Here is a 13,782-nt window from a genome sequence, read left to right as displayed (position 1 = left end):
TCACCTCTGTTTTTAATACACTATGCAAAGAAGCTGATTCGGGTTGAACAGCACGCCCATGAAAAGTCGTTTTAGATGCCTAAAGTTCTGAGCATGCCATTGAAGTGAATCCTATATGCTTCGTGACCAAACTGCGATTTAAGATGGAGAAGGGCGTTTTCGATGATGTACGATCGCAATTGTCCATCATCCATCAGTTTCAGCCCCTGCTCGACTGCTGTCTGAACATTGCCGATCGAGTAGTATTTTCCCGTTTGGTTATGAAGGATGGTGCTCCTGATCCCATCTGAGTCTGATGTGAGGACGGGACATCTGCAACTCATCGCTTCCAAAGGTGAGTAAGGGGCCCCTTCGACCTTGGACGTGCAGCATAGAAACCCTCCGGAATCTCCGATCTTCGAGAAAAAATGGGGCATCTGGGAATGTGGTACATTCTGTAGGAGATGAAGGTGTGCATCAAGATGATAGATGGATTTCAGTGTATTGAAATCCTGGCGTTCTTTAGGTGTGGAAAGGCTGGGATCTTCAAACATATATAGCTGGATTCCCGGCTTCCTCTTGATCATTTCGTGACCGATATGCAGGAACTCCCTCCAGTTTTTATTATCTTCCAACCTACCGATCCAGGCGATGATGGGGGAGGGATGTTTCGGGAGCGCCTTATAGGTGAAGGCATCCGCATCAAAGCAGTTATTGAATCCGAATGTTGGGGTCCCGGGGAAAAACTCATTGAATATGGCACCTATATGCGGGGTTTTCGGATAGAGCAGCCCATCGCAGAATTGATTCACATAGGGGATCGCATTTCTCATTTCAGCCCTCGCTGTTGCCTGGGGACCATACCCCTGGATTTCTAATAGGATCTTCCCCTTGTAACCAAGTTTCCGGAAACGTTCCATTCCCCGGTAATCAGAAGTGATGATGACGGCATCGTATCGGCCTTTTTTCAGGATCCTCTGGATGTCGGCATCCTGATCGGCTATAAATACATTGGCTTCTTCATGGTTCAACAGATCCCGTTTCTTGCTGTAGTAGAGGAAGTCACACTGGATCCCTGCAGATTTTAATGCGGCAGCCCTCTGTCGATTCAGCGTTTCTACACCGCCGCTGGGTACATAGAAGACAAATAAAACGTTTAACATAGTATCCTCCTTTAACCGAATGGACTCATTGGTCCTTATTATCAGGTATATGTAAAATGCGGGAAGTTGTACAGGACATTCAGGGAATAACCATTGAAATCCCTGTTTTTACTGTCAACGGATACAAGCATGACATAGTATGGAGAAGAAAAGCTTATGAGGGGGTGAAAGGATGGTTATGATTCCGAAAGTATCTATTATCATTCCGTTCTACAATTGTGCTTACGTGGATCAGGCAATCGAAAGCGCCCTCAATCAATCATATCCGTCAATCGAAGTGATTGTGGTGAATGATGGCTCCACCATGCATCTGGAAAAGCTTGAACCTTATGCAGATCGGATTACGATTCTCCATAAAGTCAACGGAGGAACGGCAACGGCATTGAACTGGGGAATGGATACCGCTTCCGGGACCTATACCGCCTGGCTGAGTTCAGATGATCTATTCCTACCGGAGAAGATTTCCCTGCAGGTAGAGTATATGGAGCGGAATCGGATCGACCTCTGCTTCAGTGATTATCTTCTTATCACGGATGCAGGAACAGAATGGATGTGGTCGGTCAATGAATCCTTTGAGGAAATAAAAGGGCTGAAAGACGTGCTGTCGTATCGGAATCCCATTAATGGATCAACGATGCTCATGAAGAGGACGATCTTCAGGGAAGCCGGATTCTTTGAACCGAAGTACCGCTTTACCCATGATTATGATATGTGGATGCGGCTGATGTTGAAGGGATACTCATTTGGTTACATTCACCGGCCGCTTATTAAGTATCGCACCCATCCAGCGTCAGGCAGTATGAACCATCAGGCCGATATCCGTAGGGAAATGAATGATCTGCAGCTGCTATACCGAGAAAAAAGGAGAGAAGAGGATTGAGAGAGCTTATACTATCGGGAGCCACCCAGAAATCCGGACTTAAGAAGGATTGGGAACAGTTTAAAAAAGGCCTGGTCCTTTCGTTTCACACCAAAACCCAGCAGATACAAAAGGTGATTGAATATACCTCACCTCAGGACGTTTGTGCTGATGATGAGCCATCAATATCGTTTACGGCCGCTACGTTGGTGAAGAACAAGCTCTATGTTCCAACGCATACCGAAATATTGGTATACGATTTGAATACCTATCAGCTCGAGAAATATTTCACATATCCTTCATTGAATGATGTCCATCACGTGTATCCAAGAAACAATGGGAATCTGCTTATTTGTAACACCGGGCTTGATATGGTGATCGAGACGTCCCCTAAAGGTGTGATCCTGAACGAATGGAATGTAGGCAGAGGGGGGCCATGGAAAAGTTTTGATCCGTCGATCGACTACCGGAAAGTCCCTACCACCAAACCCCATAAACATCATCCGAACTTTGTGTTTGAACTGGACGATGAAATTTGGGTGACAAGATGCCTGCAGAAAGACGCGATCTGTTTGACCGATCCTTGGAAAGAGATAACGATCGGCAGGCAGCTTATCCATGACGGAGTCCTTTATAAGAACCATCTGTATTTCACGCAGGTGGACGGCCACATCATCAAAGTGAATGCAGGGAGCCTGCAGGTCGTTCAGGACATCGACCTCTCAACCGTGGCTTCACACGAGGAAAAACTGGGGTGGTGCAGGGGCATCAAACCGCTTACAGAGGATATCATCCTTGTTGGCTTCACACGGATCAGACCGTCAAGCAGGGTGAATGAAGACGGCTCCAGGGAATATTACGGCCAGCACGGATTCCTTCCAACCCGTATAGCCTGTTATAACATCAAGGAAATGGCTTTGATGTGGGAGAAGGATCTTGAGCCTTATGATATGAATGCCATCTATTCTATTAGCTGATTAAAGGAGAGTGGAAGAGTTGTTGCCCAGAAAAAATACGTACCGATATCCCGGCAGGAGTGTTCCCATTTCAGCTAAAAAACCGCTACCGAAACCCCAAACGAACACCCCTCCGAGATATGCCATCCCCGATCCCAGGTTGAGAGAACTGCTCGACCGGTATGCAGGGGAGTGGTGAACGATGAAAATCTTGATCGCTACCATCTTCCCATTACCGGGAGGAGGTATTTGGTCATTTGTGTCCCACCTTCATGATGGTCTTGTCGCACAAGGACACTCCGTCGATATCATCTGCTCGAACCACACCAATACACAAGTATTGAATCTCTTAAAAGGGAATACAGTCGAACTTGTGCCCTTCCGTCCCATGATTGAGCGAAAGCTGAGGAAGTCCATTCCGAAATTGATCCAGCACCCATGGGTTTATCATGCTGAAGTGAACAGGTATCAATTTGAAAGGGGACTGACAGAGCTTGATTTGTCACAATATGACCTCATCCACTGTCAGGATGTCCTTTCTGCGGTATCGATCAGCAGGATGAAACCTGCACATACCCCCATGGTCACGTCCATCCATGGTTTTTTGTCCGGGGCGATCTTCCATCAAATCAAAGCCACTAATCCCGGCAGATCCGATGATGACATCTGGAACAGTTTCGTCCTTCAGTATTACGCCCGGTTGGAGAAAATCGGCTATGACAGCAGTACATCTCTCCATACCTCAAGCAGATGGATGCGTGGGATCCTGATGAACCAATACAGCGTACATCCTCATAAGATCATGACCTTCAACTATGGGGTCCCGATTGAACGATTCCCTGCTTACCCCAGACAGCGTACATCCGGTAAATGCACGATTGTGGCCATCAGCAGATTGGTCTACCTGAAAGGCCTTCATCACCTTCTTGAGTCACTAGAAATGCTCTCACCGTCGTTGGATTGGGAATGCCAGATCCTCGGGGAGGGTGAGATGAAGGATAAACTGATGGACCAGGCTAGACAGCTTGGAATCGATTCAAAGGTGAACTTCCTTGGAAATCGGAACGATGTTGTACAGATCCTGCAGACGGCGGATGTTCTGGTGATTCCGAGCCTCCAGGAAAATCAGCCGTTTGCGGTTATTGAAGCTCAATTGATGGGAGTACCGGTGATTGCGTCCAATGCTGGCGGACTTCCTGAAATGGTGGAGCACCAAGCAACGGGCCTGATCGTGGAAAAAGCGAACAGCCATCAGCTCTCCAGGGCATTGGATCATATCGTCCGTCACCCTGCAGAGCGGGACCGGATGGGACAGCAGGCATGGAAAGTGAGCAGGGAAAAATGGGGTCTTGCATCTCTCATTGAGAATGCTTCAGCATTCTATCAGTCAGCGATGAACACGAACATCAAGACCTGATCTATCCGCCCTTTTATTGAAACAGTGAGAAGAGTCTAGGACAGCTCCCGCTTTCTATCATAATGTATTAAGACGAAACAGAAAGGAGAGCTCACAGGTGAAAATCGTTACAGTACTGGGGACAAGGCCGGAGATCATAAGGCTGAGCCTCATCATGAAAAAGCTTGATCAGCTTGCCGATAGGCATGTCATCGTGCACACAGGGCAGAACTTCACCCACTCACTGAACGGGGTGTTTTATCAGGAGCTTGGTCTGCGTGCACCTGACTACGTCCTGTCGGATAAGCAGCAGTCCCTCGGTAAGCAGCTATCCGCCCTCTATGAAGGACTCGAAGACATTCTGATCCGTGAGAAGCCGGATAAAGTGCTTGTGCTTGGCGACACGAACAGCGGGCTGAGTGCCATCCTGGCAGAGCGGATGATGATTCCTGTCGTCCATATGGAAGCAGGGAACCGCTGCTTCGATCTGAATGTACCGGAAGAGAAGAATCGAAAGATCATCGATTCTGTCTCATCATTCAATCTTGTCTATACCCCTTACAGCAAAACCAATCTTCTCAATGAAGGAATGACACCAAGCAAAATCATCACAACAGGCAACCCCATCTATGAAGTATTGAAGCACTATGAATCGAACATTGATGACAGCACCATCCTTACAGGCCTTTCATTGAAAGAAAGGGACTACTTCTTGGCCACGATCCACAGGGCAGAAAACGTAGACAACCCCGACCATCTTACCTCCATCATCCAAGCCATGAACCGCATAGCTGCCACCTACAAAAAAAGAATCATCTTCAGCGCGCATCCGAGAACACGTTCCAAGTTATTGGCCATGCCCCACCTATCCATCGATCCGAGAATTGAATTCCATGAGCCTTTCGGATTCTTTGATTTTATTCAGCTCGAAAAAAAGGCGTACTGCGTTTTGACCGACAGCGGGACTGTCCAGGAAGAATGCTGTATCTTCCATGTGCCGGCCGTCACAGTCAGGAAGACGACCGAGAGACCGGAAACCGTCGATTGTGGCAGCAACTTCATTTCCGGCCTGGAGGAAGCAAACATCGTGAATGGTGTCAAAGTCATGTGTTCCAAGGCTGCAAATTGGCATTGTCCTGCAGAATACTTGGATGAACATGTGTCGGATAAAGTGATCAATATACTTTTAGGAGGTACAGAAATTGTTTACTAATAAAACAATCCTAGTGACGGGAGGAACGGGATCATGGGGGAACGAGCTCGTATCCCAGCTTCTCGAGAAAAATCCGAAGGAAATCAGGATTTTCTCCCGGAATGAAACGAGTCAGGTACTGACAAAGCAGAAATTCGAGAACGATCCACGACTGACGTTCCTGATCGGGGACGTGCGGGATAAGGAGGCGGTGATGGAGGCGGCTCAGAAAGTCGATTATATCTTCCATCTTGCTGCACTTAAACATGTACCGGTCTGCGAGCATCAGCCTCTTGAGGCACTGAAGACGAATGTGATGGGTACCCAGAATATCATCGATGCCGCCATTGAGAATGAAGTGGAAAAAGTCATCAATATCTCCACTGACAAAGCGGCGAATCCCTCCAATTTCTACGGTTTTACGAAAGCCATGGGGGAGAAACTGATCATCAATGCCAATGTCCTGACCGATAAAACGAAATTTGTGTGCGTACGGGGAGGAAATGTACTGGGGACAAACGGAAGCGTCATCCACGTCTTCAAGCATGGAATCAAGGAAAAGTCGAAAATCGGGATAACGGATAAAAACATGACCCGTTTCTTCCTCACGATCAAAGACGCCATCAAGCTGTTGTTCAAGGCCACCTATGAAAGCCACGGAGGAGAAATTTTCGTCATGAAGATGCCGACGTGCAAGATCATGGATCTGGCTCAAGTACTCATCGATCGATATTCACCTGATCAGGAAGTGACAGTGGAAGAACTCGGGATCCGACCGGGAGAAAAACTGCATGAATTACTTCTGACGGAATTTGAAAGTCACAATACCATTGTATATGACAACGAATACTTCGTGATTTTACCTACGATCCATATCGAAGGGTTGACGGAATTCTACAAAGATTTTCCACAGGTGGATCTCGATACGTATTCTTCCAGCGATAACATCATCAATTACGATCAGATCAAGTCCATGCTGAAGGACGGGGGCTTCTTGGAATGAAAATCCTCGTATTGGGAGGCAGGGGCATGGCAGGCCATGTCATCACTTCCTATATGAAAAAGCAGGGACACGATGTCCTGTACACCACACGGAATGAAGAAGGGATCCAACTTGATGTAACCAGCCTTGCAGGTGTACGGAATGTCATCCTGAGCCACAAGCCGGATGTGCTCATCAACGCCGTCGGTCTCCTGAATGAAGATGCAGAGGCAAGGCTGAAGGATGCCATCATCGTGAACGGGCTCCTGCCCCATTATTTGACGGAAGTCCTTGATGAATATGGAGGGAAACTTGTCCATATCAGTACGGACTGCGTCTTTTCAGGAGAAAAGGGCAGCTATGTCGAGGATGATGAAAAGGACGGCACCACCGCCTATTCGAAGACGAAGTCGATCGGTGAGGTGACCCGGTCCCCCCATCTGACGGTCAGGACCTCGATCATCGGACCTGAATTAAAAGAGAATGGAATCGGCCTCTTTCACTGGTTCATGAAGCAAAAAGGGGAAATAAAAGGATACGCGAATGTGTTCTGGAACGGTGTGACCACTCTGGAACTTGCCAAGGCAATCGATCACCTGATCCCAGCCGGTGCAACAGGACTCTATCATCTATGCACGCCGGGCAGAATCAGCAAGTATGAGCTGCTTCAGCTTTTCAAGGAAACTCTTCAAAAAGATGATGTGACCATTACCCCTTCTTTGACACCGGTTCATGATAAAACGCTTGTTCATACGCGAAACGACGTTCATTTTCACGTTCAGGACTACAAAAGCATGCTCTCAGAAATGGTCGAATGGATGCGGCAAAAATGAAACGCGTCCTAGTGACAGGGGCATCGGGATTCACCGGGCGTCATGCTTGTGCCTTGTTCGCTAGCATGGGTGACGCTGTATACGGCCTTGTAAGGACACCTACGATGATGAAAGACGTGACGCTAGTTCATTGTGACCTCATGGATGAACAGCAGGTTCAGAGGGTGGTGGAAGAGGTGAAACCCGACATCACCCTGCATCTGGCTGCGCAAAATCATGGTGGTATATCCTGGGAGAAACCTGCTCTTACGTTCCGCATAAATGTAGTGGGTACCCTGAATCTTTTGGAAGCCTTGAGGATCAGCGCACCAGATTCCGTGATGCTGGTCACGGGATCGGTACTTGAATGGAACGCGGGCTCCATGCCGGCCCATCCCTATGGCGTATCGAAGGTCATGCAGACAGCCCTTGCTTCCTCTTGGTCACAGCTATTCGGCTTGGATGTGCGCATTGCCCGCTCTTCTAATTTATGCGGTCCTGGTGAATCCACGGGCATCTGTTCCCTGTTAGCCAGAAGCTGTGTTGAAGGGAAGGAAGCATTTCACTTTTCCAATATACTCGATCAGAGGGATTTCCTGGATGTCAGGGATGCGGTTCGCGCCTATGCAAGGATTATTACAGATGGTGAGCGCGAAGGGGATTATACTGTAGCCTCCGGTCGGAACCGGACCCTCCTGGAAGTGGCAAGGGAAACAAGGGATATAGCCGGTAGCGGAATCTCCTTCACCACAGACGCCTTTCAGCACACTTTCCAGGAAGTGTATTCCACGAGGGGAATCCGGGCGTTGGGGTGGGAACCGGTTATTCCGTTCAAGCAGACGCTTGCAGATATCCATGACTATATGAATAAAACAAAAAGGTAATCGGAGACGATTACCTTTTTGCTGTTCCATAGGGATCAGAAGTAGATGGAGAATTTCTTGAACAGTGTTTCAATACTGGTCTTCCTCTTCTTCATATACTCTGTTCGTTTTTTGAGAACCCCATCCTGGAGCACCCTTCGATCAATCTTGATGGGAGAACCATGAACAATGAGAGATTTGGCCCTTTCGATCCGCGCATCGTCAAAATGGAGATAGGCCATTCTCATAAGGTTGTAGTAGATTCCCTCGTAGTTTACGTTGTATGGATGGGCCGTCCTGAACAAATGAAGGATCGTGACCGTGGGATCGCAGTGGCAACGGTAACCGAAAAGCCACAGTTTGATCGAAATTTCTACATCTTCGTGCCCCCACGAATAAAATCCGGGTTCAAATCCGCCAATATCGTCAAACGTCTCTTTCTTCATAACAATGCACGCACCGGGGAGGATGGCTGTTTCAAAAAGCGCACGGCCCCTGGGATTCCATTTGATTTTCAGGGAAGGAGTCAGAGATTGGCCGTAGCCCACGATGGAAGGGTCCTCCAGCGAACCGATGGCTGGACAAACGGCATCGGTTACCCCGCTTGCCACCGGATAGACAAGGCGGTCCAACCAGAAATTCTCAAAGGTCATATGGGCATCGCAAAAAGCGATATAGGGGTAGTTGGCAGCATCCGCCCCCAGATTCCTGGCAACAGATGGCCCCACCCCTTCTGCCCGCACATAGGTCACTTTTTGTTTATGTTCATAGGTGGAAAGGAAGGCGAAGCTATCATCAGTGGAGGCATCGTCCACAAGGATTGCCTCGACCTCGACATTCGTCTTGACGCTGAAAAGGGAATCCAACGTCATCTTTACATTCTTGCCTTCGTTCTTCACAGGGAATACAACGGAAACTTTGGGTATATGCCTGCTCATATCGACGCTCCTTTGCTACTTGCCTCTGAATCAGTGTATGTCGCTCCGGTCCGACCGTGAATCATGCAATTAACATAAGTCGCAAAAGGAGTTCATAAGATGAGTATTGGGTGATGCACATGGTGAAATGGAAAGTGGACGGGAGAGAGATGGGCGAACTTGCCGATCACCTCCTTCCATTTGTTCAATGGTTCTGCGCAGAGTATAAGTTCGAGTATAGAAGGGATACATCAGGAGAAATGGAAGTATTCTCACCATTGTTTGGAAAAAAAGTGGAGGTCGCTGTAACGGGGATCAAAGAAGAAGCTTTTTTTCGCATGTTCAAATCCCTTATGGAGGTCCATGGGATAAAGGTTCGTTCTAAGGAAACCAGGGAAGGGGAGGCACCGGACAAATTCATCGACGTACAATTTGTTCAGACGGAAGATAAAGAAAGATCCTTATCGTTTGGGTTTTCCAATGCCGTCGAGGCAGTCGATGTGAAAAGTCTCATCAAAATCTATCAAGGGGAAATTAAATTCGGAAGCATCAACGTGCTGCAGGGTCGACCCTTTGACCATCGATATCGTTTTGTTTTCAAGGGGATGGAATGGGATGACTTCCTTACAGGTGAAGCGCCCACCATTGTGGCCAACTGCATTCTGAAATCCATCCTGAAGGCGGATTTGATTCCATATCTGACCCTTCTGTCCACTGGAAGGGAGCCGATCCCGATGGAGAGGGTGAAGACACCGGTCAAAGAAGAAAGGGTACAGGAGATCGAGGACAGGGACTATGAGGAAGCGAAAAGAAGAAAACAGCGGCAGCGCGCCGAGAAAATCGTGAGTGCCCATTCATACTTTGATTATAACGTGATGCCGAATCGGAAGCTGGATAAGTATACGGTAAAAGCGGATTTCTTCATTAAGAATACTGGGACAGTCGTCCTTGATCATCCAAAGCTCTGTTTTCGGGTCGATCCTCACGACCGGGTCGAAATCGGCGGTCAGATCCTTCCTCCCGAAATGAGTGAACTTTTCTCCCTTCAGGGTCAGACCGGAGCGCAAGGATGGCAGTATGCAGGAAAGGACTGGTTGGAAAAGGCGTACGAAACAGGGGAATACTGGATTGAATCGATTCAGCCCCTTCAATTGGCTCCTGGGGAAACCATCAAGGTTGAAGGTGTCCAGTTCTCGATCGAAGCACTGAACGAGCAAAAAGCAGCCACGATCGCAGGGTTTGTTTATGTAGAAGGAGAGAATCTTCAGATTCAGTCGCAAAACAAAATCCTCATTACATTTTGATAAAGCCGCCCTGGTTGAAATCAATCGGGGCGGCTGCTTGTTATGATTCGGATTTGGTGGCCCCGAGATATTTGGGTCTGATCTGGCGCCTGCGATGATGCTCGATCATTCCCTTCAGATCCTGGACTTGGGACGAAAGGGAGTGATTCGTCGAACGGATGGTCTGGATTTCTTCAAAGAATCGACGATCCGTTTCTTCGATCAGCTCCTGCATGAATACATGCTGACGCTGGATGCCGAGCAACTGGAGAGCTTCCATTTCATCCATTCGGTCCTCCTGCTCTTTTCGCTTTTGATCTATGTCACCGAATCTTGATTCCATGAGCCATTCGTAATCCTTCATTTCCTGCTGGATCCCCAGCATCATTTCCTTGATGATCGTCATTTTTTCAATTTCGGCCTCTTTCAGCCGTTCTTTTGCCTGCTGAAGGGTAGAAAGGGCGATGGTCCGTTCCGACACCAATTCCTCGAACTGCTCTGTTTTCATAAGCAAGCTTGTGAATAGCGCATTTTTGGAATCCTCCGAATGAGCCAATGCGTTCCGCAAGTCATCGATATGAGCTTGTTGATTGAGCAATTTTTCATCCTTTTTCAACGCGTCGGTCTTGATGCGATCATACCATTCTTTCAGTGTATCATTCTCATCCGAAAGCGCCGAAGCTTCCTGTTCCCGTTCTGAAAGAGCCAGGATCAAATGGGCATTCTTCTCCTTCATTGCATTGACCTCAGCCAGCAGGGTAAAAGATTTTTCCTTCCATTCCTGTAAGGACGATTCAGTGGTCAACAGTTGCTCCCTAAGATTGCGCGATTCCATGGCGTTTTCCTCTGATTTATGGAAGTAATGATTCCGATCCCTGATCAAATCCTCCTCTATTGCCTGCTGTGCTTCAATTTCTTCCTGAGATGTTTCCCACTGTGATTGAACTTCCGATAAGCGCTTTTTATAAAATGCCGCTTCTGCAAATAGTGCCCCTCGACTCAGACGTGCAATCTCTAGTTTCAACAGATGCAGCTGCGATTTCAAAAAGATGGTTTCCCCGTTTTCAATATAATACGAGGGTTCTTGATCTCCCTGTCTGATAGCTTTCTCCTCCTTCATCATTGTTTATTTTTACTGTATGCACCCATCCTCGAGGCGCAACCGGTGAGAATGCCTAATTTGCATGGTGACCGGGTTTGCATGGTCGATAGATGCAGGGAGCTATTGTATGATCTTCCAAAAACCGATATACTTAAACAAGCAGAATACCTTCTTATTGAAGCGGTTACAGTCCGGGGAGGTCGTTCTCAGGTTACAAAGCTTGAAAGGGGACTACTCATGAATGAGGAACAGCGAAAACATGGACAGCAGGCGAATCCCACCTCACCAAAAGGCGAGAAGGATTACAGTCAATATTTTCAGAGCGTCTATATTCCGCCTTCGTTGAAAGAAGCCAAAAAACGCGGGAAAGAGGAAGTCCAGTATCATAATGACTTCACCATTGATGATAAATTCAAAGGCCTTGGAACAGGAAGGAAATTCTACATACGTACATATGGTTGTCAGATGAACGAACACGATACCGAGGTCATGGCGGGGATCTTCATGGCCCTGGGCTATGAAGCCACGAACACGACGGATGATGCGGATGTGATCCTTCTGAACACATGTGCCATCCGGGAGAACGCCGAGAACAAAGTGTTCGGTGAACTCGGTCATCTCAAGGCCCTGAAACGGGAGAATCCTGAACTGCTCATCGGCGTATGCGGATGCATGTCCCAGGAAGAATCGGTCGTCAATAAGATCCTGAAGACCTATCAGCAGGTGGATATGATCTTTGGCACCCACAATATACACAGGCTCCCAGAGATCCTTGCCGAGGCCTATATGTCCAAGGCCATGGTCGTGGAAGTCTGGTCCAAGGAAGGGGATGTGATCGAGAACCTTCCGAAGGTCCGCAGAGGGAATATCAAGGCCTGGGTGAACATCATGTATGGCTGCGATAAGTTTTGTACGTACTGCATCGTTCCTTACACGCGTGGGAAGGAACGGAGCAGAAGACCGGAAGAGATCATCCAGGAGGTCCGGATGTTGGCCGCTCAAGGGTACCAGGAAGTCACCCTTCTTGGTCAGAATGTCAATGCGTATGGCAAGGACATTGAAGACCTTGACTACGGACTCGGGGACCTCATGGATGAATTGAGGAAGATCGATATCCCGAGGATCCGCTTCACGACCAGTCATCCCCGCGACTTTGATGATCATCTCATCGAAGTCCTTGCGAAGAAAGGGAACCTCGTCGAACACATCCATCTTCCGGTTCAGTCCGGTTCCACCCCTGTCCTGAAGATCATGGCCAGAAAGTATTCCCGTGAGGCCTTCCTTGACCTCGTGGCGAAAATCAAGGCGTCCATGCCGGATGTAGCCCTGACGACCGACATCATCGTCGGTTATCCGAATGAAACAGAAGAACAATTCGAAGAGACCCTCTCTTTGTACAGGGAAGTGGGCTTCGAATCGGCCTACACGTACATCTACTCCCCACGGGAAGGGACCCCGGCAGCCAAAATGAAGGATAATGTTCCTGACGATGTGAAGAAAGACCGATTACGCAGGCTGAACGAAGTGGTGAATGAATTGTCTGGCAAGGCCCTCCTTCCGTATAAAGGCGAAATCGTGGAAGTCCTGGTGGAAGGAGAAAGCAAGAAGAATCCGGAGGTCCTCGCCGGATACACAAGAAGGAACAAATTAGTGAATTTCAAAGCGCCCAAGACGGCCATCGGCAAAATCGTGAAGGTGAAGATCACCGATACTAAAAGCTGGTCGCTCGACGGGGAAATGATCGAAGAAGGCTTAATCGGATCTGAATTTCAAATACCGGCAGAGGTGAAATGATATGGCGAAATATACAAAAGATGATATTATCAAACATGCAGGCGATCTTGCTCAGATGATCGCGGATACTGAAGAAGTGGATTTTTTCAAACGTGCAGAGGCACAGATCCATGAAAATCAAAAAGTAAGAGAAATGATTGCAAGCATCAAGAGTCTTCAGAAGCAGGCGGTCAACTTCCAACACTACGGTAAAAGCGAAGCACTGAAGATGGTTGAAGCAAAAATCGAAAACCTGGAAAAAGAAATTGACGCTATTCCCATCGTCCAGCAATTTAAAGAATCCCAGGAGGATGTGAATGATCTGCTTCAGATCGTCGCATCTGTCATCTCCAACAATGTCACCGATCACATCATCGAAACGACAGGCGGTGACGTCCTCAGGGGAGAAACCGGATCCCAGGTCCGCAATTCCATGCCTGGCAGCTGCTCGTAAGTTTCCCATTCAAAGATGCTGGGACAATTGTGTCCAATCATAGTAAAACCC

13 protein-coding genes are annotated in these 13,782 nt (G+C 47.9%); 10 read left to right on the top strand and 3 right to left on the bottom strand.

Annotated features, from left to right (window positions below; translation table 11 throughout):
- Nucleotides 1-71 precede the first annotated feature (71 nt).
- Nucleotides 72-1,142 (bottom strand): glycosyltransferase family 4 protein, encoded by a 1,071-nt coding sequence (locus ACNA6I_RS06730; RefSeq protein ID WP_048015567.1) that lies wholly within the window; start codon nt 1,140-1,142, stop codon nt 72-74.
- Between the two features lie 178 nt (nt 1,143-1,320).
- On the opposite strand from ACNA6I_RS06730, the gene ACNA6I_RS06725 reads away from it, so the two are divergent.
- The 7 genes from ACNA6I_RS06725 (at nt 1,321) to ACNA6I_RS06695 (ending at nt 8,223) form a co-directional block, all read left to right on the top strand.
- A complete protein-coding gene (locus ACNA6I_RS06725) occupies nt 1,321-2,022 on the top strand; it encodes a glycosyltransferase family 2 protein (protein WP_048004515.1) in 702 nt (233 codons plus the stop codon).
- The gene (locus ACNA6I_RS06720) at nt 2,019-2,978 is read left to right on the top strand and encodes a hypothetical protein (RefSeq protein WP_063191232.1); all 960 of its coding nucleotides are present in this window, start codon (nt 2,019-2,021) and stop codon (nt 2,976-2,978) included. Before ACNA6I_RS06725 ends, ACNA6I_RS06720 begins: the two co-directional genes overlap by 4 nt.
- Nucleotides 2,979-3,159: 181 nt before the next feature.
- Nucleotides 3,160-4,374, top strand: a complete 1,215-nt coding sequence (locus ACNA6I_RS06715) for a glycosyltransferase family 4 protein (RefSeq protein ID WP_416313100.1) — start codon at nt 3,160-3,162, stop codon at nt 4,372-4,374.
- A 97-nt stretch (nt 4,375-4,471) separates the two neighbouring features.
- On the top strand, nt 4,472-5,566 hold the full coding sequence (gene wecB / locus ACNA6I_RS06710; protein ID WP_048013110.1) for a non-hydrolyzing UDP-N-acetylglucosamine 2-epimerase: 1,095 nt from the start codon (nt 4,472-4,474) through the stop codon (nt 5,564-5,566).
- On the top strand, nt 5,556-6,548 hold the full coding sequence (locus tag ACNA6I_RS06705; RefSeq protein WP_048003969.1) for an SDR family NAD(P)-dependent oxidoreductase: 993 nt from the start codon (nt 5,556-5,558) through the stop codon (nt 6,546-6,548). Before wecB ends, ACNA6I_RS06705 begins: the two co-directional genes overlap by 11 nt.
- Complete coding sequence (locus ACNA6I_RS06700) at nt 6,545-7,360, top strand: dTDP-4-dehydrorhamnose reductase family protein (RefSeq protein WP_063191234.1); 816 nt, start codon at nt 6,545-6,547, stop codon at nt 7,358-7,360. The genes ACNA6I_RS06705 and ACNA6I_RS06700 overlap by 4 nt, the downstream gene beginning before the upstream one ends.
- A complete protein-coding gene (locus tag ACNA6I_RS06695; RefSeq protein WP_053072396.1) occupies nt 7,357-8,223 on the top strand; it encodes an NAD-dependent epimerase/dehydratase family protein in 867 nt (288 codons plus the stop codon). The genes ACNA6I_RS06700 and ACNA6I_RS06695 overlap by 4 nt, the downstream gene beginning before the upstream one ends.
- A gap of 35 nt (nt 8,224-8,258) precedes the next feature.
- On the opposite strand, the gene ACNA6I_RS06690 is transcribed toward ACNA6I_RS06695, so the two are convergent.
- On the bottom strand, nt 8,259-9,140 hold the full coding sequence (locus ACNA6I_RS06690) for a glycosyltransferase family 2 protein (protein ID WP_048003966.1): 882 nt from the start codon (nt 9,138-9,140) through the stop codon (nt 8,259-8,261).
- A gap of 119 nt (nt 9,141-9,259) precedes the next feature.
- Between ACNA6I_RS06690 and ACNA6I_RS06685 the strand changes: the two genes are divergently transcribed.
- Nucleotides 9,260-10,423: a hypothetical protein gene (locus ACNA6I_RS06685; RefSeq protein WP_063191235.1), complete on the top strand. Its 1,164-nt coding sequence runs from the start codon at nt 9,260-9,262 to the stop codon at nt 10,421-10,423.
- A gap of 40 nt (nt 10,424-10,463) precedes the next feature.
- On the opposite strand, the gene ACNA6I_RS06680 is transcribed toward ACNA6I_RS06685, so the two are convergent.
- Nucleotides 10,464-11,525, bottom strand: coding sequence for a hypothetical protein (locus ACNA6I_RS06680; protein WP_416313099.1), 1,062 nt, complete (start codon nt 11,523-11,525; stop codon nt 10,464-10,466).
- A gap of 216 nt (nt 11,526-11,741) precedes the next feature.
- Here ACNA6I_RS06680 and miaB point away from each other — a divergent pair, with 216 nt between their 5' ends.
- Nucleotides 11,742-13,298, top strand: coding sequence for a tRNA (N6-isopentenyl adenosine(37)-C2)-methylthiotransferase MiaB (gene miaB, locus ACNA6I_RS06675; RefSeq protein ID WP_048013113.1), 1,557 nt, complete (start codon nt 11,742-11,744; stop codon nt 13,296-13,298).
- 1 nt (nt 13,299) lies between these two features.
- Nucleotides 13,300-13,731: a RicAFT regulatory complex protein RicA family protein gene (locus ACNA6I_RS06670; RefSeq protein ID WP_048003962.1), complete on the top strand. Its 432-nt coding sequence runs from the start codon at nt 13,300-13,302 to the stop codon at nt 13,729-13,731.
- Nucleotides 13,732-13,782: the final 51 nt, after the last annotated feature.

Source organism: Rossellomorea sp. FS2, assembly GCF_047915635.1.
GTDB lineage: Bacteria > Bacillota > Bacilli > Bacillales > Bacillaceae_B > Rossellomorea > Rossellomorea marisflavi_A.
Note: the sequence above shows the minus strand (reverse complement) of the source record. Positions and strands in the feature narration are given on the sequence as shown.